The sequence below is a fragment of the Vibrio clamense genome (assembly GCF_050337905.1).
Classification (GTDB): Bacteria; Pseudomonadota; Gammaproteobacteria; order Enterobacterales; family Vibrionaceae; genus Vibrio; species Vibrio cortegadensis.
Map to the genome: position 1 here is coordinate 318,797 of NZ_JAKJTJ010000018.1, position 22,390 is coordinate 341,186.

The window sequence follows — 22,390 nt, forward strand, 5'->3', positions numbered from 1 at the left end:
AATCTAAAAAGTCAGCTTTGCGCAACAACCTCTGGTTACATTATTAGATAATTCAAAAGTCCAGCCATAGCTATCACATAAGCGTTTTACAATAAGAAGACCTAAGCCATGTTCCGTTTCTAGCTTATCTGTTAAACCGCTACCCGAATCAATAACTTGGATACAGTGAGAATCAATCAAAAGAGAGATTTCACCTTGCTGAGTAAAACGGATGGCATTGTTGAGCAGGTTTTTTAATATCATATTGAGAACAACGGGAGGCATATTCAATTGGCAATTTGATTCAATTTCGCTGCGGAATACAACACCAGCCTCCATCTTATTACTGTATTTTCCAAGCTGAAGGTCAGACTCTTGTACAAGGTGGAGATCAGTCGCATTACGCACATTTTCCTGTTTCACTATGCTCAAGAGCACTTCAACCGTCGCCTGCATATTATTCGCCGCGACAAGAATTCTCTCGCGTTGCTTAGCTTGAAAATCGGGATCATCTTTCATTGCTTGAAGGTTTGCCGCCCCTAGCACCACTGCAATGGGTGTTTTCAACTCATGGCTCGCATATTTGGCAAACATCATCTCTTGCTTAGCAAGTCGTTCCTTCATCTGCTTATAATCATTCAGGTGTGAGGTTAACTGTTGAATTTCATCGATTGAATGCCTTGTAACCTTAAAGTCATCCTGACTGTTGTTTGATAATTGTTCACTTAATTCCGAAACAGGAGACATTAAACCATCGAAAACTCGACGTAATGCAAAACGTAAGAACAGGATCAGAAAACACATTAAGCCGAAAGAGCTCAGCATCAACACTTCCCACCCGTCATCACCAAAATCAATTGCACGATTACCTACAACCAAATAGAGCGGAACCGTATTGCCTTGGTTATCTAAAAATGATGAATAAAAAACTAAAAAACCGTCATCATCATACATTCGGAGTTGCGTTACACTATTGTTTGCAAGTGGGAGCAATTCTGTGATTTCAGAATCCAAATCAACGTCACTATAATAAGCTTGTATATAGGGTCCTAAACTAGCGGTATCACCTTTTACTAGCGAGTAATGATCTTTTGCTATTTGCTCAAAAGAACGAAGATATAGTTCTAACTGTGTATTTTCATTGAAAATCAGATAGAGAGAAAAAGAAAAAAAGACAAAAAATGATGTTGATAGCGCTAAGACTGAGAAAATAAAAATCAGTCGTTTTTTTACATCTTCAATCGAATTGCCTAATGATTGGTTAAACAATATTTCTCGTAATTTTCTCATCTACGCTTCTAACCTAAAGCCAAATTTTGGCACAGTGATTAGCATAGGTTTTTCAAATGGCTTATCCAACACATTTCTTAATAGATAAATATGGCTTCGTAGTACATCCTTGTCTGGTACATCATCTCCCCATATTTCATGTATAAGCACATCGCGAGAAACCACATCCGGAGCTGCTTTCACAAATTTCACCAATAGCTGATACATCACAGGAGTAACAACAAGCACCTGGCCTTCACGAGTAACTGTATGTGAATTTTGATCAATTTTTAAATCCCCATACTGAATCAAAGAGCTAGCAACCTCACCTCTGTACCGCTTGATTAATGCAGTTAGGCGTACTTCTAATTCAGGGAAGTTAAATGGTTTAGTGACAAAATCATCCACCCCATTTTCAAAACCTTTTAATAAATCATCTCGTCCATTCAGTGCCGTTAACATCAATACTGGCGTGGTACAGCCTAATTGACGCAACTCTTTTGCGACCTGCATACCATCTTTCTTGGGCATCATAACATCGAGAATAATTGCGTCGAATTCATGCTCTAATGCGAGAGTTAAACCGAGTTCACCATTATCGGCAAAATCTACTTGTGCACCTTTTACTTCTAAAAAATCGGCCAAAATACCTTGAAGCTCTTCATTATCTTCAACCACAAGTATCTGTTTATTCTCTAACATCTTGCATTTCCAACTATGACTATTGTTACTACAGTCTATCAATTTATTGTCGAAATAATGTCGAAATCAATCATTTATTAACCACAAAATCATTTCGACAAATTCTCGACATATACTTTCACACAATGGTGCCATCAGATTATAGGATCACCATTATGAAAATTTTTTTATTTACTCCACGATACCTCGCATTGTGCCTAACGAGCGCACTTTTCTCTCAACATGTATTAGCTATCGACCTAATTGGACATACCAAAAGTAAGCAACCACTTAATGTCGTGTCTGAAATCAGTGGCAAAATTGAAACCGCCAATATTGAAATTGGTGAAGAAGTCATTCGCGGTAAGACTATCGCCAATATCAAAGCTCAAGACTTTGCTTTAGAAGTCAGAAAACAGACCGCCAACCTTGAGCTAGCGAAAGCTGATTTAACGATCAAAACGTCGGTCTATGAACGCTATAAAGAACTGCGTCAGAAAAAAAGCTTATCTCAAAATGAACTTGATATTGCACAAGCCGATTACCAAAGTGCAAAAGCAAAGGTATCACTGGCAGAAATTGAGCTAATAAAAGCAGAACTCGATCTTGAAAACACCCAAATCAATACTTCTATTAACGGCTACGTGGTTAATCGCGCGGTTGAGAATGGCACTTGGGTAAGCCAAGGCGATCTGCTTTATCAAATAGTCAACATTGACACTTTAAATGTTCGTTTGCTTGCCAGTGAGTTCGATATTGCAGAACTGAGTATCGGGCAACCTATCGAGCTTTGGTCAGAGTCTAATCCACAATCAAAAATTCAGTCCGTAATCAAACGTATTGGTGTGGAGATCGATCCTCAGCAATTTGCTTATCCGGTAGAAGTCGAAATTGATAATTTTCAACATCAGTTTAAGCCTGGAATGTCCATTCATGCTACGACAACGGTCACTCCTATTTCCCAAACTCAATCTGAATAGGCCCAACGATGAACGGTTTTATTGCATATTTTGCCCAGCGCAGTTTCCTTGCTCGCATCATTACTGTGATGGTACTGATGATCGGAGCCGCCTCTCTGACGACCCTAAAACTTCAGGAGTTCCCAGACATTGCTTTTGCTGAAGTGGAGATCACCACCCAATATCCGGGAGCCACCGCACAAGATGTTGAAGTTAATATCACCAACTTAATCGAAAAAGAGCTCAAATCCGTTGAAGGTATTCGTAAATTTACGTCTGAATCTTCCGATGGTTCTTCATATATCTCTATTGAAATAGACGAAGCCGCAGATACACCCAAAGTTCTACGAGACATACAACAAGCCGTAGACCGAGTCACGGGCTTGCCGAAAGATGTTAAAAAACCACCAGCGGTCGCCCAGAAAAGTACCTCATCCTTCGAAGTATTAACCTTTGGTGTCAGCCTCAAAGGTTTGAACCAAGAGCAATACGATGAAGAGCAATACTCACAACTTCAAGCTTACACTCGACAACTGGAAAACCAGCTAAAAGGCGTTTCTGGTGTTGGTACGGTGACCATGACGGGCTTTAACGAGCGTGAATTTTGGATTGAAGTCGATCCTGAAAAAGTAAGTCGTTATCAGCTCACGTTCAATGAAGTCATTAATGCCGTCAATAATCGTAACCTTTCGCTGTCTGGTGGCGTTGTTGAGTCTTGGAACAGTGAACAAAAAATTGTCACCATGACTCAAGTTCAATCGGTAAAAGAGCTGTCAAAAACGATCATTAAGGTTCTCCCTACTGGCGGGCTTGTGCGCTTATCTGACGTTGCTGATGTGATTGATACCTTTGAAAAAGCGTCACAACAAGGTGTTCTGAATGGCGAATCTGCCATTTTATTTAGCGTAACCAACTCAGCAAGTGCGGATATTATTGCGACCATCGCCAATATTAAAAGCTTCCTTGAGAGTGAACAGCGCCAAATTGGTGAGGTGTTTTCATTCGATTACGGCTTAAATCTTGGCGATGACATGAGCGACAAGTTCTCTATCGTCTCGATGAATGGCAGTATTGGTTTGATCTTAGTACTCGCGATATTAAGTATGATACTGAAACGTCAAATAGCCTTTTGGGTATCGGTATCTATTCCATTTTGTATTTTGGGGGTAATAGCAATACTACCCATTCTAGGCATGAATTTAGACAGTATCACTCTCGCGGCTTTACTACTGGTTATCGGTATTATTGTTGATGATTCAGTCATTGTGGCAGAAAGCATTTACCAACAAAAAGAGTCTGGCAAAAGTGCCCTTGAAGCTGCCGTAGTTGGTACAAAAAATGTCATCAAGCCTATTATTGCGAGCTTAACGACTACCGCTTTGGTTTTTATTCCGATGTTTTTTATACCGGGGACAATGGGTAAGGCTATTATTGTGATCCCAATTACGGTGATTGCGGCATTACTCTTCTCATTAGCTGAGTGTACTTTCACTCTACCAGCGCATTTAGCCGACTCTCTAGCGACCAAAAAAGCGCAATCCAGTTCAAAGGATCACTTCCAAACCATCACCAAATTCTATTCTCGCCTCCTTGATTGGTCTCTGCAATTTAAGAAAAGCGTCTTGCTCATCGCCCTTTCAGGACTTGTTGTCGGTATTGGCCTTGCAACGCAATTAAAGCTCGATATTTTTCCATCAGAATCGGCAAAATATATTGAAGTATATACTGAAGTTCAGCCTGGAACGCCATTGGAACAAGTTCGTAAAGCTCACGCTCAATTAGAATCTGCAATAAGTGCTTTGCCAAGCAATGAGCTTAAGAGTTATGAATTCACTTACAGCAGCCCTGTCACGACTGGTCTGATTGCGCTTACTAGTTTCGAACAACGAGATCGAACCGCTGACAATATCATTTCTGATCTTAACCGCCAGTTAGAAGGCATCGATGGCTTACCTTTCATAAAACTGTCTGTGGATGCGGGTGGCCCTCCTCCTGGTGAGCCAGTTGAAGTTCGCGTATTAGGCGGCACAATAGAGGAGCGAAGTTTAGCCGTCGATTCTGTAACTGAATGGCTGCATAACCAAGAAGGCCTCGATAAGGTCACGAATAATGAAGCGTTGAAAGATCCGCAACTGCAGATCATTCCTCAATATGAATGGTTAGCTCGCTACAACTTAACCGTTGCCGACTTAGCTTCCACTCTGCGAATTGCATTTGAAGGTGACAGCGTAACCTCAACTTGGATTGGAGATCAAGAAGTGGATCTACGTGTGATCCTCAACGATAAGTATCGCAGTATCGAAAAGCTAGCGACCACAAAAATCTATACGCCATCGGGAACACAAGTTCCGTTATCGAGACTAGCAAAAGTGACTCAAGTTGAAGCACCGCGTCTCATTAAGCACTACAACGGAACCCGTGAGATCACCGTTACGGCTCAAATCACAGATGACAACCTTAGCTCGGTAGATTTAAGCTCAGCCATGCTAGCGGATTTAAAGGGCACATACCCATCAAGTGTGAAAATAGAAGCGGGTGGCGAAGCTGAAAGCACCAATGAGACCATGAGCGGGTTTGTTGTCGCTTTCCCTGCGGCAATGATTGGGATTTATTTCGTTCTCGCCATCATGTTTAATTCTCTGCTACAGCCACTATTAATTATGCTAGTGATCCCATTTGCGATCATCGCATCATTAATGGCGCTATTTGTTCACATGCAACCTATATCCCTCTTTGCCTTAATTGGTGTGCTTGGTATGACAGGGGTTGTGGTGAATAATTCTCTGGTGTTAATTAATAGAATCAACGAATTATTAGCCGATGGCAATCTCTTAATCGACGCAGTAAGGGAAGCCGCCATCAGCCGATTGAGACCGATTGTTCTTACCTCTCTTACCACTGTGGTGGGGCTGCTTCCTTTAGCCTATGGTGTCGGTGGTACTGATGTATTTATGGGGCCGATGTCTTTGACTCTCGGATATGGACTGCTGTTCTCACTTCCGATTGTGCTACTCGTTATCCCATGCTTGTACTTACTTTTCTTCGGCCGAACTCATAAGAAATCACCGAGTAATCAGTAACCCATTCGCAAGTTAAAACATAATCTAAAGCCCACGCCATTATTGGTGTGGGCTTTTTCCATTACTTTCTTCACAGCGAACTTATCTGCCCTTTTCCTTATGACTCTGATGTTGATTTCTTGCCTCCCCCACTCGAAATTGTAAAGGTGGGTAAAGTTAAGTAAGCCTATGCAAATAAGCTTTATAGGGCAGGATATATTCATATTATGTTCTTCAATCATTCACCTGTTATTAAAGACTGCCCCTTATGTTTAGATTTACCGCTATCCTCACTTTACTTTGGTTACCAAGCTTGTTGGTTAACTGGGAAAGCTTAGACAACTTTTTTACCTGGCGTCATCAATTGACGATGTACACTGGCTTGCTTGGCCTAGGTTATATGGGACTAGCGGTTTTGCTTGCAGTTCGCTTTCGTTGGGTAGAGAAGATCGTCAAAGGTCTAGACAAAGGGTACAAGCTACACAAAAACGTAGGAATAGGGGCAACAGTTGCTCTTATCTTTCACTGGTTAGTAATCAAAAGTGGACCATGGTTAGTTGATGCTGGTGTTTTCGAGAGACCAAATCATGGAGCACGACCAGAGCTTGAAAGTATCAATTGGCACGCAATAGCAGAGCAAGTTGGTGATATATCTTTCAAAGTATTCCTAATATTCAGCATCATTAGCCTGTATCAAGCCATCAGCTATAAGACATTCAAGCACACCCATAAAATCGGTGGTCTATTGATGATTGCTGGTGTTTTCCATACGCAACTCCTACTTGATTGGAATATCGGTACAGCCCCAATGAACATTGCTATTGCCATCATATCTATCGTTGGTATCGGATGCTCATGGCTTTCACTGACAGGTAAAATTGGTAAGAAGAATCAATCTGAAGGACAAGTGGCTAACGTTGAAGCCTTCTCTGTCAAATCTGGCCAGAATATGGCAATCCGGTTTTCGATTAAATTGACATCAGACATTAGCTACGAAGAAGGGCAATTCGCGTATCTGAACTTCCATGATGGTGAAGCCCCTCACCCATTCTCCATCTTGAATTTCGACGCTGAAAAGCAAAAAATTGAGTTCGGAGTAAAAGATCTCGGCGACTACACTCATAAGCTGGTTAATAACCTTGAAATTGGACAAAAGGTGACGGTTGAAGGTGGTTACGGCGCATTCCAGATCCCTAAAGTTGAGAGACAAGTTTGGATTGGAGCGGGGATTGGTATCGTACCCTTTATATCTCGTCTTTATTGGCTAAAGAGAAAAAGTAATAAACAGCAGCTAAAACTCGAAGAAGTCCATCTGTTCTACTGCGTAAATTCAGAGAAAGAAGCGTTCTTCCAGAATGAGATCTTATCTCTTCTTCAGCGCCTAGATTTTGTCAAGTTACACATGGTCATTGCCGAAGCTGGTGAGCTTCTGGATAGTAACCAAATTGTAGAAAAGATGAATGGCAACCAGTTTGAGACCTGTTTCTGTGGTCCAACACTATTTGGAAACCTACTCAAGAACGATCTTATTATTGCGGGAGTTCCACCCGAACATTTCCATACGGAGCTTTTCAACATGCGTTAGGCTATTGCAGTCTCTACCCTTTACGTCAGCATGTATTCGTGACTATCTATGTGTATGATCTTTATTTTTTGTTAAGAGCCAATAAAAAAGCCAGCTGAATCATTCAACTGGCTTTTATTTCAATGAAGTAGTGAGTTACGCAACAACTGCCATTAGGGCGTTAAAATTCGTAGCTAACACCAACAGAAACTAGGTACTCTTTCTCATCATAGAATGCGATGTTTGATGATTGAACATCATATCCTAGCAAAGAAACGGCATTCCAATTTTCCCAACCCATTACGTCTTTGTACTCATAAGCAGCAAAAATACCGTAAGAGTTATCTTTACGCTTAACATTACCCAGTTTCGAGTTAGCAGCATCGAAGCTTGTGTTCATGTATTCAGCAGAAACAGATAAAGCATGGTTACCCATTACACGTTGATATGACAACTCTAGACCGTAGCCTGTATTTGACATCGCTTTACCATCTGCTGAAAAAGATTTGTAGATAATGGCAGGAGATAGCATTGATGTTTCTGACAAGAAATGGTCGTAAGAGAATGATGTATAGATACCGTTACCGTCACGTGCTAAATCTTTGTCTTGAGCCGCAAGCAAGTCATTATCAACTTCACTGGTGTAGTAACCTAAGTCAGCAGAGAAGTCGCTTCCCATAATGCCATCAAGTTGAAGACGGTAAGCATTACCTGTAATGTCCGTTGCTTTACGTTCTGTACCTGTTAGATACGGATCCTCCCACGTTTCGCCACCAATGATTGACGGAAGGTAAGAAGCACTCACAACCATGCCACTTTCAAATTCTTTCGCATAACCAAGCTCTAATGCAAAATCACCTACCGCAACATCGCTTTCAGATGTACCAAAAAAGATCTGTTGATCATTATTCGAACCAAAAGTATACGTTAACTTACCCAGCGGTGCCGTTAGAAACTCAGATTCAGAACTACCTGCTGAGTCTAGGGTGCCGTTCTTCGTTTTCGTATCCATGTTAAAGTTACTTTCACTCGACATGACCCCTGTTAATAGAGCAATTTTACCGCCGAAGCCGCTTTCTTCAGATAGTTCAGCAAGTGTAGGAAATGACATAAGGCCAGCAAGAACTGACAGGCAGACTAGATTTTTTTTCATAATGATCTCTATAGTTATATGAAGTGGGCGGGGACAAATTAAATGTTTAACAGTGAAAAAAAAGTCGAACCTATCATTCACAGAGATAAATAAAGTAGTAATGTGTCAATAAGGTGAATGCATGCACAAACAAAACAAATGTATGGAACTTAATACCAATTTTAGACCACACTACTTCATCAAATACTGTCCTATCCCATAACTAGTTACCGAACATACACTTATGAATGATGAGCAGCCCTACTACGACACTCTCATTGAATAGCCTATATAAATGTCACACCATGCGCGTTCAAAAAATAAACAAATTATTGATATTTAAGAATAATTACCAAAACCTTCAAAGAGAGTATAAATTTGAAATATTTGGTTTAGTTCAATATTTAAATGACAAGATTTTCAAAACACGGGGTCGAGTCACACATCTTAACAGCATCGCTTTGCGATTCGATGACAAGTTTGCTACGTTTAAAAGACGAAATGCTCGTATGAAAAGGTATTATCTATGAAAGTAAACATCCAAACTCATCACGTATCAATCAACGATGATTCACGGAAAGAAATTGAACACAAATTCGAAAAGATATCTTCTCACTTCCCAGATTTAATCAGTTGCGACATCATCATTACAAAGGAACACGGCGAACATAATGTTGAGACTTTTACTAACTACGAAGGCGTTCGAGTTTCTGCAAAAGCAACTGATAAAGTAATGTATCCAGCGATTGCAGCTGTGCTTAAAAAACTAGAAACAGGGCTTAAAAACAGAAAAGGTCAGCTTAAGTCTGATCTTCATGAAAAACCAACAAGTACTAAGCCTGAAATTGCATCAGACATCATTCAAGAGATGAAACTAGTTTAATTAAATATTGATTCAAATGAAGCCAGCACGAGTCGTGCTGGCTTTTTTAATTTTGGTTCGTTTGAGTGATAACCATCAATACTGTCACATTTCCCATAGACCATTCCACTGTATGAAAAACAAAAGAGGCAACTGAAGTTATCAGTTGCCTCTCTACTCGTTCGATCTTCAGTTATCTACCATCAATTATGCGATGGCTTCCTCTTTCTGTTTTTCCTCTTGCAATTTATTTTTATGATGATTTCTTTCACCAATAAATGCATAAATCAAACAGATGATTGAGGCGATACAAGAACCGATTAAAATCATGAAGCCGCCATCCCAGCCAAAGTGATCAACCGTATAACCAAGTACCGCATTAGCAGCAACGGCTCCACCTAGATAACCAAACAGCCCAGTCAAACCAGCAGCGGTTCCTGCCGCTTTTTTCGGTGCAAGTTCCAAAGCATACAGACCAATCAGCATTACAGGACCGTAAATAAGGAACCCGATAGCAATTAAGGCCGCCATATCGACACCAGGGTTACCTGCTGGGTTAAACCAGTAAACAAGTACCGCTACCGTAACAAGAACCATAAATAAGATCCCTGCAGGTGCTCTTCTGCCTTTGAATAATTTATCTGAAATCCAACCACATAACAGTGTTCCAGGAATGCCCGCCCACTCATACAAGAAATAAGCCCATGACGATTTATCAACCGTAAACTCTTTCGCTTCTTTTAAATATACGGGAGCCCAATCCAATACACCATAACGAATCAGATACACGAACGCATTGGCGATCGCGATTGACCACAATAACTTGTTAGAGAATACGTACTTAAAGAAAATCTCTTTCGCCGTCATCTCTTTTTCATGAGACTCATTGTAATCATCTGGGTAGTCATCTTTATACTCTTCAATCGGAGGAAGACCACACGATTGAGGCGTATCTCTCACGGTAAACCAGACAAAAATAGCCACTAATGTTGCGAAGAAAGCAGGGACATAAAATGCGGTTCGCCAATCATCATTAAAAGCCCATAGGCCCAAAAGGAACATTGGCCCAATTAAGCCACCACCAACGTTATGGGCGACATTCCACACCGACACCACTTCACCACGCTCTTTTCGAGACCACCAGTGAACCATAGTTCGTCCACAGGCGGGCCAACCCATCCCTTGGAACCAACCGTTGAGGAACAGAAGAATAAACATTGCGGTAATGCTGCCAGTTGCCCACGGCATAAAGCCGAAACAGAACATCACGATAGCTGACATTAATAGGCCAGCACTGAGGAAATACCTCGGGTTAGAGCGATCCGAAACACTGCCCATTAAGAATTTTGATAAACCATAAGCAATCGAAACAGCCGCTAAAGCGACCCCTAAATCACCTCGGCTGTAGCCCTCTTCGATCAGATATGGCATCGCCAAACTGAAATTTTTACGGACAAGATAATAGCCCGCATAGCCAACAAAAATACCAAGAAACAATTGCCATCTTAAGCGCGTGTAAGCGCCGTCGATCTGATTTCCGGATAACCGCTCCATGTGTGCTTTGGGTTTAAATATGCCAAACATAGTAGACCTCATTATTATATTGAGTTTACTTTCGAACGAATTAACAATCACGCGTTCGAAGCTTGCGGCATTGTGGACACGATATGCAATCAGAACTGTGACAAATGTTTACAATTTTAATTTCACACATAAAAACAAATGATTAGTTGTAATTGTTGTTAACTTCGTTCGAATTATCCGTTCTCACAAAAATGTCCGATTACGAATCAAGTGAACAATAATAAAGGAAATGTTCATACGAAATTACCGTCTTATATACTCATTGATTGTTGGATAATCTATCCAACACAAAAATCCGGGCATAAAAAAGCCGCAAACAAACTTACGTTCATTTGCGGCATTTTGTTCGATGTCAGATCTAAAACTGAGTACGTTCAGTCAGCGATCTCTTGGCTGAATTAAGCTTGAGCTGCAAGTTCACTCTCAGCGGAAAGACGAGCATCTTGTGCTTTAGACATCTTAATTGCGGCTATTGGCCCTGTAATAAGGGTAATCGCTATAATGAGTGACACAGGCACCGCAGTGATCACGATAAACGATTGAAGTGCATTTAATCCCCCTTCACCCGCCATCAATAATACAGCCGCAACACAGCCCATGATGACAGCCCAGAACAAACGCTGTTTGCGATCTGGTTCATTATCACCAGAAACCACCATGGCAATGGAGTAAGCCATAGAGTCACCTGTCGTCACGACAAACGTTGTGGTCAAAACCAAGAACGCAGGAAGTAGAATTTCACTAAATGGCAGTTGCTGTAGAGATGCCAGCAGTACCGCAGGCAGACCGGCGTCAGCCAATGGTCCAGATATTACCCCAGGAGTTTGCAATTCAAGGAAAATACCCGTACCACCAAGAACTGAGAACCAAAAGTTGGTCACAATCGGAGCCCCAACAGCGACTGCAAGTACTAATTCACGGATGCTACGGCCTTCAGAAATACGCGCGATAAAAATTGCCATCATTGGAGCAAAACCGATAAACCATCCCCAGAAGAACCAAGTCCACCAAAGGTTCCAGCCAGGATTGCTATCCGTCACGCTCATGGTCGGCATATCTTTCAAGTAGGTCGCAAACGCGAGACCAAACTGTTCGAAAATAAATTGGGTTGGGCCTAAAATCAAAATAGCCAACAGTAGTGCGAACGCCCCAATAACATTAAGACGGCTCAACCACTGTAAACCTTTATCCATTCCTGATGCCGCAGAGGCCGCGCAAACAGCCACGACAACAGCGAGGATCATTAGCTGTGAACTCATGTCATTTTTTAGCCCAGTTAACACTTCTAAGCTATAGCCCATCTGGGAAGCTAAGAAGCCAATCGGACCAATCGTTCCGGCTGCAACCGCAATGATTGAGCACGCATCAATAACCGCACCAAACCAGTGGTTCTCTAAGCGATCACCCACAATAGGAAATAACAGAGCGCGTGGACGCAACTTGATTCCATGATTATGGTGAGCATACATAAGTACGATCGTAGCTAGTGTTCCAAGTACAGACCAAGCTAAGAATCCCCAGTGCAAAAAGCTTTGACTCAAAGCAGGCACAATCGCGCTCGCACTAGAGCCCGCAATATCTGGGTAACTTGCTGAAGGCGTAATGAAATGATAAATCGGTTCAGCTGCAGACCAAAAAACACCGCCACCCGCCAATAGCGTACACATGATCATCGCTAGCCAGCGAAATGTGCCTATTGTCGGTCTGTTTTTGGTTCCCATACGAGTTTTACCGTAGCGAGTCGCAGCAATAAACAGTGCCACTGCAAAGTTTGCCACCATAAGCCATTGCCAAAAGTAGCCAAATTGCCCGGCAGCTTTTGAGAATAAACTCTGGATTAATACGGTAAAGCGAGGGAGATCAATGATCGCAGCCAATAAAAATAGGCTGATGAATCCAATAGTGAGAATTGGAACAAGTTGGACGCCAATACGGCGCTTTGAGGTTGTTTCTGTTACGGGTAAATCTTTGCCAATCTGGCATGCATCGGTTAGCATAAAACGCTCACGTAGTGTGTGAGGGGCGTCATATTACCAGTCTGATGCATTTTTACCAGACCAAAATGATAGATTGCTCACATAATAATCACAATCAATCGATAGAATACATATTAAAACAGCTAAATTTGATGTTTATCATAATGTTAGCAACATGCTTAGCATTGCTGATTTATTTGATTGAGAACCTTATTGAAGCCACTGTTTATGCTTTACGAGCACAGATGAAATATATTTATAAATCAAAGGGTTTTGTATAAACCTGTCATACCTTCCTTTACGTTATACGATCTAGAACCCTACCGAAAATGCCATTAACGCACGTACTTAGCATCTAGGCTGACGTACCAATGATATAAAATGCCATCATCTTGCTTCACCCAAACATCATTGGTGTAAGCATCGATTTTCCCATTTACCAACAGTGCCAATGTATTTTCCGCACTACCCTTCAGTTTTACAAAGGGATCAGTCGTAATAAGGAAAGGAGTATGATCTTTTACATCCTCACCCTCTAGAGTAATAAAGTAGTGATACGTCAACGGGAGGCTAGGATCCCCAGAGTTATGTCGAAAACCAACCAGTTTAAAAGACGCATTAAGATCTAGATCTAATGTCTGTTTCTCTAAACTGGCTTGAGGCGGAAGAAATAACCACCCTACATAACTCACGGCAGCAAAAAGAATTACAATCAAAACCGCTTTTAACACCTTCATAAAATCACTCATTCTCTCAATAAAAAACCAACTAATGATACCACCGATATCGCGTCTCTAGCTTTACTGTTTATTTGATCAAAATCCATCACTTTTTCGTATAGAATCACGCTATTACATTATGGTTTGTGTAATACTCACGACCAAACAGGCTTTCACATTTCTAGGGATTAAAATGACTGCAACCGCCTATCTAAACTCATTAAATGACCGTTACTTATCTGTTCACAGAACCAAAGAAGATTTCTTTTGGGAAACCTATATGGGCGTGAGCGACGACCACGATGGTTCGACTCAAGCTCAAACTAAGTGGACAGAATTCTTAAGCGCCGCTGAACAAATTTCTGCAATAAAAGCGCAGATCGATAGCCTCAGTGCACTGCCTGATTCTGAAGAAAAACAGCAGACTCTCATCGGACTCAACGGTTGGTTGGCAACATTTCAGGCTCATGCGATTGAATCTGAAGATGCTCAAAAACTGAAATCAGAACTTATTCAGTTTGAAGCGGACCTGTTTGAAAAGAAACAAAACCACATCATGACTTACACGGATGAAAACGGACAGCAAGCGGAAGGCTCTTTACCTGTTCTTGGATCTAACATTCGTACCAGCGCCATTGAAAACGTTCGTCAATCTTCGCATCAAGCCTTTCTCGATCTTGAACAATGGCTATTAAAAAATGGCTTCTTAGAGCTTATCAAGCTTCGTAATAAATTCGCTCAATCTCTAGGGTACAAGACTTTCTTTGATTACTCGATTGTCAAAACGGAGCAGATGACAACGGATGAGTTGTTCAGCATTTTAGATGACTTTGAAGCACGCACTAAAGATTGCCATCAAAAGAGCCTAGACAATTTGGCAAAGGACAAAGGCCAAGATGCATTAAAAGGCCATAACTTTGTGTTCTCTTTTGCTGGTGACGTGATGCGCGATTTAGATCCATACGTCCCTTTTTCTCAGTCACTACGTCGCTGGGTAGAATCGTTTGGTCGTCTGAATATTGATTACTCAGGCGCTGAGTTGACGCTCGACCTTCTTGATCGTAAGGGTAAATACCCAAATGGATTCTGTCACGGTCCCGTTCCATCATTCTACAACCAAGGTGAATGGGTGGCCGCTAAAGTCAACTTCACCAGTAACGCTAAACCGGATCAAGTTGGCAGTGGCTATGATGGTATTAATACTTTATTCCATGAAGGCGGCCATGCGGCTCACTTCGCCAACGTAAAAATGAACGCTCCTTGTTTCTCACAAGAGTTCGCTCCAACATCAATGGCTTACGCTGAAACACAATCGATGTTCTGCGACAGCCTTCTCAATGACGCCGATTGGTTAAAACAGTACGCAGTTAATGCTGAAGGTCAGGCGGTTCCAGATACGTTGATCCGAGCAATGATCGACAGCAAACAGCCATTCCAAGCGTTCTCAGAGCGTAGCATCCTTGTTGTACCTTACTTTGAACGTGCGTTGTATCAACTAAGCGATGATGAGCTAAACGCTGAAACCATAACTAAACTTGCTCGCGATACTGAAAAGAAAATCTTAGGTTTAGAGTGTAGCCCTCGCCCTCTAATGGCCATTCCACACTTATTGTCAGATGAATCGGCTTGTGCTTACCAAGGTTACTTGCTTGCTCATATGGCGGTATACCAAACGCGCGCTTACTTCACTGAGAAATTTGGTTACTTGACTGATAACCCTGAAATTGGACCTCTGCTTGCCGAACATTACTGGCATAAAGGCAACAGTGTGAATCACAACGGTACGATTTTGGCACTGACGGGGGAAGGGTTTAATGCTAAATACCTTGCCGATGAATGTAACCTAACTTCAGAGCAAGCATGGGAAGTTGAGAAGGCAAAAATTGCGGCGCTTTCGACCCGTACCCGAGCAGAAGTGTCCTCACTTAACGCAGCGATCAATATCGTGGATGGTGACACACAATTAGCAAACAACTCAACGTCAGATTGCAGTATGTGTGACGATTTTGAGCAGTACATCATCTCTACCTACGGTCGATAATTCCACCTCTACGGCTACTCTATTTACTTAGGGTAGCCTTCTTCTTTTCCCGCAACATCCACAAAACAGAACAACTTGTTCTAAATTCTAGGTTTGCTCCCTGTAACCGCCTCGCTTATATTAGGCGCATAAGCCCTATTCGGAGTGACACATGTATCACGCACACGTTTATTTTGGTTTGCTACAAAAATCCAAAGCAACAGAATTAAAGAAGAAAATAGAACAACAGAGAAGTGACATCATCACTCAATTTCCTCTAGTTGAGCGCTTAGTGGGCCCGCACCTGATGCCAATGTTTGAAATTCACTTCAAAGACAACAGCCAAAACTTCATTGAATGGCTAGATGAAAATCGTAATGGCATGGATGTTCTGATTCACCCAGTTGGAGGTGATGATCTGATTGATCATACTGAACATGCAGTCTGGTTAGGCCGAGAACTCGGAATTGATGAAGCAGGCCTTTAAGGTGCGCGTGAATCTAACCTTCTAAATCCTTAGAATCGAGAACTCTAAATAAATGCCGAATCAAAAAATTCGGCATTTATTATTTTAAGGCTGCCATGATGCCGCATTAATACCAATCACAGTAAGTAGATTGTCATAAAAAGCACAGGGAAAATGCTTGAGAACAAGGCAGAAATTTTCGATAAGTAGTTATTCTACAATCAAAATTTCTAACGCCGTTATCGAGTATTTTAACAAGCTAGGATGACCAATTATTTACTACGATTGGTATAAGCAACGTTGTCATCCGCGACCACTTGCCCATCCTTAATGGTGACAATTCGATGAGTTCTTTGAGCCAGCGCATTATCGTGTGTCACTATAATCAGCGTCCTGCCCTCTTGATTCAACTCATTGAATAACGCTTCGATTTCCGCCCCAGACTTAGAATCCAACGCGCCTGTCGGTTCATCTGCGAGAATTATTTGCGGATCGTTCACTAATGCACGAGCAATGGCGACACGTTGTTTTTGCCCCCCTGAAAGCTGATTAGGCTTATGATGCATTCTGTCGCCCAAACCCACTTTATTTAGTAATGAGGCGGCTTTCGCTCTTCTTTCTGACGCTTTCACTCCTCTATACACTAGAGGTAATGCGACATTTTCTAATGCACTTGCGTATTCCAGCAAGTTAAAGCTTTGGAAAACAAACCCAATGTTCTGATTTCGAATTTTCGCGAGTTGGTTCCCAGTTAACGCGGATACATCTTCATCATTCAACAAGTACTCCCCAGCGGTTGGTTTGTCTAAACAACCAAGCATATTCATTAGTGTTGATTTTCCCGAGCCTGATGGCCCTAATATCGACAGAAATTCCCCTTTATTTATCGACAGAGAGACACCGTCTAATGCGCGAACTTCTTCATCACCACTCTTATAATGCTTACTGATCCCTGTAAGCATCACTAACGGTTTATCTACCGCTATCGTGTCACTACGATTCCAATCTTTATTCACTTTGTAATGCCTCTAAAGGTGTAATACTTGCCGCTCGATTGGCAGGAAACCATGCCGCGGCAACGCCTACAATGCCCAATGCAAGAATAACCAAACCAATAATGGGCAAAGAGAGTTCGGGGGTTGGCTGACCAAGTTCGTCATATAACCCATTGCCAGACAAAGGTAGAATTTGAATGATTCGGACCAAACCGAAAGTGGCCAGTAAGCCCAAAACGCCCCCCAATAACATGGTAAGAAGTGCTTGAACTAGGTAGTGAGCTCTAATAATTGAAGGGCTTGCTCCTACCGCCATTCTGAGTCCAATATCTCTCGTCGCACGCTTAACCGTCGCATACATAACATTCGCGATGCCAATTCCAGCCACCCCTAGCGTCACCAATCCAATAATGCCTAAAAAACTTTGTAAGCCGATTAAAAAGCGACGCATGGTTTTTTGCCTCAGTAACATATCGTTAATTTGAATCAACTGTTCGTCCTCAATGCTACCGCCATACTTTCTTGCGATTACCTGTTTGAGCGTGGTGGCCACTTGCTTACGGCTCACCCGTTCAGAAGGCTCGATATTAAATGCTGAGATGCCACTATTTGGATGAAAGCGCTGCCAAGTTGAGAATGGAACAAATATGGATTCATTGAGTGGCACGCCTTGTCCAACACTCGCGCTACTGTTTTTAATCAACCCAATAACCGTAAACTCATCACTACCCACTTTGACCTTTTTTCCGACGGGATTCACTTCTAACTTAGGTGTATTAATCCAGTCAAAATCATCTGATTGATTAAACAGGGAGATCGCAGCACTTTCTCCCATGACAATCACCTTCCGCTGCTCTTTCATATCCATAGGATTGAACCAACGTCCACCAGCCGTAATCTTCAAGCCGGTTAAACGTTGATACTCAGGCATTACTCCCAAAGGGTTTTGCCATGCTCGGTGATCTTCAAATGTCACACGGGCATTCCATTCAGCAGACGGTTGAACACTTTTAACACTGGGTAAAGATTGAATGACTTCCAGATCATCAAAGTGCAGTTTGAGCTGTTTTCCGACATGGAAGTTTCCGTAATCCTTAGTCGCATAACCACCGGTTAAGTATATTAACTTGCCACTGCCGCTCTCTGAGCTTCGAATCAATCCTTGGCGTAACCCCTCACCGGCCGACAACATAGTCGCAATACAGAGCGTTGCCCATGCGACGGCTAAAATGGTCAGACTTAAGCGTAACTTTTCTGCTGCCATCTCTTGGAATATTTGTCTTATCGGAAGCATCATCAAGCCCTCGCATTCAAAGCATTAACAGGAACAAGATTTGAAGCACGACGAGCGGGAAAATAGGCGGCAACCAAAGCAAGGACGGTGATCACTCCTAAAGACATCCAAACCGCATCGAGAGTTATCATGGGAGAACCAAGCCATTCAGGCATGCCGATATAATTTAATAGCGCAATAAACGCATATGAGAAGGCGATACCAATAATCGTCCCGCAAGCCACAAGAACTCCACCTTCAATAACGAACTGCACAAGGATATTATTAGGTGTTGCCCCTATCGCTAAACGCACTCCAATTTCACGTGTTCTCTCTGTCACCGATAAGAACATTATGTTCGCAACCCCTAATGCTCCAACCGCTAACGTCATTGCACCACTCGCACCTAAAAACAGTTGAATACCGCGGAGTAGCGTTTTGAAGAATTTGGCCTCTCTCCCCAAATCAGGCATATACATCGCATTCTTATCACTAGGATCAAAGTGCTGCTGTTTAGCAAAAAACGACTGCAAACTCTTACGCAAAATCACACTCGAAACGGTTTCAGAGGGCGAAACGAGCAGCATGATGGGTTTACTATTCCACAAGTCATTAAATGTCGTACTTGGGATCATGACTTGGCTCTCTTCATCATTGAGCGAAATACCATTTTCATTCTTTTCGGTTATTCCGACGACGACAAAAGGAATACCGTTAACTTTCAACATTCCCCCAATTCTCAAATTGCCTATTTCAGCGAGTTGCCAACCTATCACGGCAGCCCGGTTGTGATTAGATAAATCGCTGCGACTGATGGCGCGTGATTTTTTGATTAATTTGAGGTTTCGCAATTTTAAAAATTGATCATCAATCCCACTGACGTTGCCAGGTAATGTCCGCCCTTGTATATCCGTGACGCTTGCGTCCCATTTACCATAAACCACTGAAATATTTCGTATTGGTGACTGCTTCGATGTCGCATTATTCATCGAAGGGTTGAGTAATTGTCGCATCTCTGTTTCTGTGGGAGATATATCTCGCCTTGCAGCTAACCCCTGCCAAGGCTTTGTCGTCTGCTCGGGGAAAATCAATTGCGTATCGCTCATCAATAATGCAAAAGATTTCGTATTCGTTTGATAGAATCCCTCACCTAAACCCACCAAAACGAGTACAGAAATAACACCCCACATGATGGCAAGGATTGCGAGAAAACTGCGTAATCGATGCGCGAATAAGGTTTGAAAGGTCTGAGACAAAAGCGCAATCATGACTCTAGCGCCTGCGAAATCAAAATGATGGTTTTATCATCCAATTTGCCCACAGATTGAAGCAATGAAATACGATGACGCCAGTATTGATACAGTAATGATTGCAGCGCATTCTTACTTGAGAACAAGCGATTGTGTGCATCAATAACATCCGATGCTTCCGCCATTCCCGCAGCATAAACGACCTGTTTACTCTTTAGCACTCGCTCACGAGATTCAACTTGCTGCTGCGCAATTTCAACACGTTGCCAATCAATCGATAGCTGTGAATAACGATTTGAAATTGTACTTTTGATACCGATTTCTACCGATCTCGCTTCCTCTTTTGCGCGTAAAACTCGCAACTTTGCACGATCAACATTTGAACTCGTCGCGCCATTCAAGTCCAACGGTACGCTCAAATTTAAGCTGGCACTGAATTCACCGTCGCGCTTACTGCCATCACCGTAGTCGACACTTCCGGTTACCGTTGGGTAATACCCTGCTTTTGCTTTTTCACTCTCCAGCTCTACCACTCGAACATTTTGCTTCGCAGCCAATAATTCCGGACTGCTGTTACTCGCTAATTTTAGCCAGTTGTTCTCACCTTTCACGATAAGTTGAGGCTGTTTCAAATCTGTTGTATCAATTTCGTCCACCACATCCGATGGGAGATTAATCAAAGAGATCAGTACCGCTTTCTTATCAACCACATTTGATTGATTTGTGAGTATTTCCGCCTGTTCATCAACATGATTAGCACGCATATCTTCAAGTTCAGTGGATTGAATTTTACCCGCGTTATAACGCTGTTGAGTAATATTCAACATTTTCTCTCCCTCTGAGAACTTCTGTTGCGACAACCGAAGATCACCTTGAGACTGAGCTAACCCTAAATACGCATTTATCAGTCGAGCGGCGAGATCATTGTGGCTCTGCTTACGTTTCAGTTGAGCCGAAATATACGACGCTTGCGATTGATCCAGTTCCGACCATTTACTGCTATCCCATAGGGTTTGATTTAAGCTGATACCATAACGATTAGAGTTAGCACGGCCTCCATTGTTTCCGGTTAAATCCGTCCAATGACTACTCGCAGTGATCTCAGCACTCGGCAATAGCGCACTTTTGCTTGATCGTATTTCAACTTCGCTTATTTGCTCATCTAATTGTGATTGCTGGTAAGTAGGGTCGTAATATTTTGCGGCTTGCCATGCCTGTTCAATGGAAACTGCATGAGCCGATAAACTAAAAGCGGTGACCATCAGACCAGTGAATACAGTGCAACAACCTTGAGCCTTGATGTTAAATTTACGCATTTGGATCTCCCATCATCATACTGATATCAATGATCGACTCTCCACTCCCTAGCCCTGAAAGCACTTCTACACTGATTCCATCAGATAGACCTAGCGTCACTTTTCGAGGGGCATACCCGATTGCTGACTCATCAGGGATCCATACTTCAGGTTGCTCTCCATCAAAATTCAAAGCGCGTTCTGGGATTGTAACCACATCTGTCGCGTGTTTTAGTGTGATCTGAGCCGTAGCCGAAAAACCTGATCGAATGGTTATCTCTGGTGGGAATTGAATATTGCCAACTTCAACTTGGAAGCCATTATCAAAACTTTGAGATCCGTTTGATACTGTGCCGTTTAACGTTTCAGACTGCACCGCTACTTTGCTTAAAACACCTTGCATAACAATTTCAGGGTAAGGTGCAAGCGTAACGCTGACTGATGTCCCGACTTTTAGTTGCGCCGCATCATGCTCACTCACACTTCCCTTAAAAATCATATCCTGCATATCTGCGATAGACATCATTTCGGTTGCCTCTTGGCTCGATTCCGTCGAAATAATTGGCTCTCCAATTTCGACTTTTAAGTTCAAAATCGTGCCGTTTATTGGCGCTGTAATGGTCGAAGTTAACTTTGAGTTACCAACCGATGATTCTCCGCTTCTAATCAAATCAAAGTTCTGCTTTTTCTGCTGAACATCAGCCAAACTGGATTTCACGTTCGACTTTGCTTGGATGTATTCGCCATAGTTTTTCGGGATGATATTTTGCGCAACCAACTGATTTAAATTTTCAAGCTTCTGTTGTGCCGATTCTAGTTCAGCTTCACTTCGCATGAGCTCTGTATTAGCTTGTGTTAGCGCAGTAGGCGTTGGGTTCGGTCGCACCTTGATAAGAGGGGTGCCTACGGTAACTTCATCCCCCACTTGGTGATAAACCTCTCCAACAATGCCATCAATTTGAGACTTAATAGAAATAGAATGAGCAGGGACAATTTTTCCAACCGCAACCGCTTGTTTTTTGATGGTGCCTAATGTGGCTGAGATAGTAGGAAGAACATCACTCGATGTCGTAGATGGTGCGGTAAAGTAATAGCCAACTCCGGCAAGCGATACTGTAAATAATGCGATGAAGGCCCAACGTTTTTTCATGGTGTATTCCATATTCTATGTAAGTAAATGATGTTGGCAATAATGCTGAACAAACATCAGAATTCGGGTCGATATTGATGAAATTCAAGCAATATTACTCCCTTCATATCTCGCTGTATGTATGGATTTGTACTGTTTTGTACTCCTAGAGAGAAAC

The 22,390-nt window shown here is 42.2% G+C and carries 17 protein-coding genes; 6 read left to right on the forward strand and 11 right to left on the reverse strand.

What is annotated here, in order from left to right; all coding sequences use genetic code 11:
- Positions 1-3: 3 nt before the first annotated feature.
- Together L4C39_RS02085 and L4C39_RS02090 are read right to left on the reverse strand one after the other, a co-directional pair.
- Positions 4-1,269, reverse strand: coding sequence for a sensor histidine kinase (locus L4C39_RS02085; RefSeq protein WP_136995203.1), 1,266 nt, complete (start codon positions 1,267-1,269; stop codon positions 4-6).
- Positions 1,270-1,950 (reverse strand): response regulator transcription factor, encoded by a 681-nt coding sequence (locus tag L4C39_RS02090; protein ID WP_371711477.1) that lies wholly within the window; start codon positions 1,948-1,950, stop codon positions 1,270-1,272.
- Positions 1,951-2,105: 155 nt separating this feature from the next.
- On the opposite strand from L4C39_RS02090, the gene L4C39_RS02095 reads away from it, so the two are divergent.
- The 3 genes from L4C39_RS02095 (at position 2,106) to L4C39_RS02105 (ending at position 7,532) form a co-directional block, all read left to right on the forward strand.
- Positions 2,106-2,909, forward strand: coding sequence for an efflux RND transporter periplasmic adaptor subunit (locus L4C39_RS02095; protein WP_429744127.1), 804 nt, complete (start codon positions 2,106-2,108; stop codon positions 2,907-2,909).
- 8 nt (positions 2,910-2,917) lie between these two features.
- Positions 2,918-5,968, forward strand: coding sequence for an efflux RND transporter permease subunit (locus L4C39_RS02100; RefSeq protein WP_429744129.1), 3,051 nt, complete (start codon positions 2,918-2,920; stop codon positions 5,966-5,968).
- Between the two features lie 247 nt (positions 5,969-6,215).
- Positions 6,216-7,532, forward strand: a complete 1,317-nt coding sequence (locus tag L4C39_RS02105) for a ferredoxin reductase family protein (protein ID WP_429744130.1) — start codon at positions 6,216-6,218, stop codon at positions 7,530-7,532.
- A gap of 160 nt (positions 7,533-7,692) precedes the next feature.
- Here L4C39_RS02105 and L4C39_RS02110 read toward each other — a convergent pair whose 3' ends face one another.
- The gene (locus L4C39_RS02110; protein ID WP_429744132.1) at positions 7,693-8,664 is read right to left on the reverse strand and encodes a DUF2860 domain-containing protein; all 972 of its coding nucleotides are present in this window, start codon (positions 8,662-8,664) and stop codon (positions 7,693-7,695) included.
- A 505-nt stretch (positions 8,665-9,169) separates the two neighbouring features.
- Here L4C39_RS02110 and hpf point away from each other — a divergent pair.
- Positions 9,170-9,526 carry a ribosome hibernation-promoting factor, HPF/YfiA family gene (hpf, locus tag L4C39_RS02115; RefSeq protein ID WP_017054418.1) on the forward strand — a complete coding sequence of 119 codons (357 nt, stop codon included), beginning with the start codon at positions 9,170-9,172 and terminating at the stop codon, positions 9,524-9,526.
- Between the two features lie 186 nt (positions 9,527-9,712).
- Here hpf and glpT read toward each other — a convergent pair whose 3' ends face one another.
- The 3 genes from glpT to L4C39_RS02130 form a co-directional block, all read right to left on the reverse strand.
- Positions 9,713-11,089: a glycerol-3-phosphate transporter gene (glpT, locus tag L4C39_RS02120; RefSeq protein WP_371711481.1), complete on the reverse strand. Its 1,377-nt coding sequence runs from the start codon at positions 11,087-11,089 to the stop codon at positions 9,713-9,715.
- A 398-nt stretch (positions 11,090-11,487) separates the two neighbouring features.
- Entirely contained in the window at positions 11,488-13,086 is a 1,599-nt protein-coding gene (locus tag L4C39_RS02125; protein ID WP_113800160.1) for a BCCT family transporter, read from the reverse strand.
- Positions 13,087-13,400: 314 nt separating this feature from the next.
- The gene (locus L4C39_RS02130; protein WP_171755772.1) at positions 13,401-13,802 is read right to left on the reverse strand and encodes a hypothetical protein; all 402 of its coding nucleotides are present in this window, start codon (positions 13,800-13,802) and stop codon (positions 13,401-13,403) included.
- A 175-nt stretch (positions 13,803-13,977) separates the two neighbouring features.
- Between L4C39_RS02130 and L4C39_RS02135 the strand changes: the two genes are divergently transcribed.
- Together L4C39_RS02135 and L4C39_RS02140 are read left to right on the forward strand one after the other, a co-directional pair.
- Positions 13,978-15,825 carry a M3 family metallopeptidase gene (locus tag L4C39_RS02135; protein ID WP_429744135.1) on the forward strand — a complete coding sequence of 616 codons (1,848 nt, stop codon included), beginning with the start codon at positions 13,978-13,980 and terminating at the stop codon, positions 15,823-15,825.
- 151 nt (positions 15,826-15,976) lie between these two features.
- On the forward strand, positions 15,977-16,291 hold the full coding sequence (locus tag L4C39_RS02140) for a DOPA 4,5-dioxygenase family protein (protein WP_017054423.1): 315 nt from the start codon (positions 15,977-15,979) through the stop codon (positions 16,289-16,291).
- Between the two features lie 251 nt (positions 16,292-16,542).
- Here L4C39_RS02140 and L4C39_RS02145 read toward each other — a convergent pair whose 3' ends face one another.
- Genes L4C39_RS02145 through L4C39_RS02165 form a run of 5 tightly spaced genes read right to left on the reverse strand, consistent with a single transcriptional unit; the run spans position 16,543 to position 22,245 of the window.
- Entirely contained in the window at positions 16,543-17,232 is a 690-nt protein-coding gene (locus tag L4C39_RS02145) for an ABC transporter ATP-binding protein (protein ID WP_371711524.1), read from the reverse strand.
- 46 nt (positions 17,233-17,278) lie between these two features.
- Positions 17,279-18,562: an ABC transporter permease gene (locus L4C39_RS02150; RefSeq protein WP_429744138.1), complete on the reverse strand. Its 1,284-nt coding sequence runs from the start codon at positions 18,560-18,562 to the stop codon at positions 17,279-17,281.
- Positions 18,562-19,806 carry an ABC transporter permease gene (locus tag L4C39_RS02155; protein WP_113800153.1) on the reverse strand — a complete coding sequence of 415 codons (1,245 nt, stop codon included), beginning with the start codon at positions 19,804-19,806 and terminating at the stop codon, positions 18,562-18,564. Before L4C39_RS02155 ends, L4C39_RS02150 begins: the two co-directional genes overlap by 1 nt.
- Entirely contained in the window at positions 19,803-21,104 is a 1,302-nt protein-coding gene (locus L4C39_RS02160) for a TolC family protein (protein ID WP_113800151.1), read from the reverse strand. Before L4C39_RS02160 ends, L4C39_RS02155 begins: the two co-directional genes overlap by 4 nt.
- Positions 21,097-22,245: an efflux RND transporter periplasmic adaptor subunit gene (locus tag L4C39_RS02165; protein ID WP_429744141.1), complete on the reverse strand. Its 1,149-nt coding sequence runs from the start codon at positions 22,243-22,245 to the stop codon at positions 21,097-21,099. The genes L4C39_RS02160 and L4C39_RS02165 overlap by 8 nt, the downstream gene beginning before the upstream one ends.
- Between the last annotated feature and the right edge of the window lie 145 nt (positions 22,246-22,390).

Excerpts from the sequence above, each read along its gene's own strand:
- L4C39_RS02085 (WP_136995203.1), bottom strand. The coding sequence starts at position 1,269 with ATGAGAAAATTACGAGAAATATTGTTTAACCAATCATTAGGCAATTCG.
- L4C39_RS02090 (WP_371711477.1), bottom strand. The coding sequence starts at position 1,950 with ATGTTAGAGAATAAACAGATACTTGTGGTTGAAGATAATGAAGAGCTT.
- L4C39_RS02095 (WP_429744127.1), top strand. The coding sequence starts at position 2,106 with ATGAAAATTTTTTTATTTACTCCACGATACCTCGCATTGTGCCTAACG.
- L4C39_RS02100 (WP_429744129.1), top strand. The coding sequence starts at position 2,918 with ATGAACGGTTTTATTGCATATTTTGCCCAGCGCAGTTTCCTTGCTCGC.
- L4C39_RS02105 (WP_429744130.1), top strand. The coding sequence starts at position 6,216 with ATGTTTAGATTTACCGCTATCCTCACTTTACTTTGGTTACCAAGCTTG.
- L4C39_RS02110 (WP_429744132.1), bottom strand. The coding sequence starts at position 8,664 with ATGAAAAAAAATCTAGTCTGCCTGTCAGTTCTTGCTGGCCTTATGTCA.
- hpf (WP_017054418.1), top strand. The coding sequence starts at position 9,170 with ATGAAAGTAAACATCCAAACTCATCACGTATCAATCAACGATGATTCA.
- glpT (WP_371711481.1), bottom strand. The coding sequence starts at position 11,089 with ATGTTTGGCATATTTAAACCCAAAGCACACATGGAGCGGTTATCCGGA.
- L4C39_RS02125 (WP_113800160.1), bottom strand. The coding sequence starts at position 13,086 with ATGCTAACCGATGCATGCCAGATTGGCAAAGATTTACCCGTAACAGAA.
- L4C39_RS02130 (WP_171755772.1), bottom strand. The coding sequence starts at position 13,802 with ATGAAGGTGTTAAAAGCGGTTTTGATTGTAATTCTTTTTGCTGCCGTG.
- L4C39_RS02135 (WP_429744135.1), top strand. The coding sequence starts at position 13,978 with ATGACTGCAACCGCCTATCTAAACTCATTAAATGACCGTTACTTATCT.
- L4C39_RS02140 (WP_017054423.1), top strand. The coding sequence starts at position 15,977 with ATGTATCACGCACACGTTTATTTTGGTTTGCTACAAAAATCCAAAGCA.
- L4C39_RS02145 (WP_371711524.1), bottom strand. The coding sequence starts at position 17,232 with ATGCTTACAGGGATCAGTAAGCATTATAAGAGTGGTGATGAAGAAGTT.
- L4C39_RS02150 (WP_429744138.1), bottom strand. The coding sequence starts at position 18,562 with ATGATGCTTCCGATAAGACAAATATTCCAAGAGATGGCAGCAGAAAAG.
- L4C39_RS02155 (WP_113800153.1), bottom strand. The coding sequence starts at position 19,806 with ATGATTGCGCTTTTGTCTCAGACCTTTCAAACCTTATTCGCGCATCGA.
- L4C39_RS02160 (WP_113800151.1), bottom strand. The coding sequence starts at position 21,104 with ATGCGTAAATTTAACATCAAGGCTCAAGGTTGTTGCACTGTATTCACT.
- L4C39_RS02165 (WP_429744141.1), bottom strand. The coding sequence starts at position 22,245 with ATGGAATACACCATGAAAAAACGTTGGGCCTTCATCGCATTATTTACA.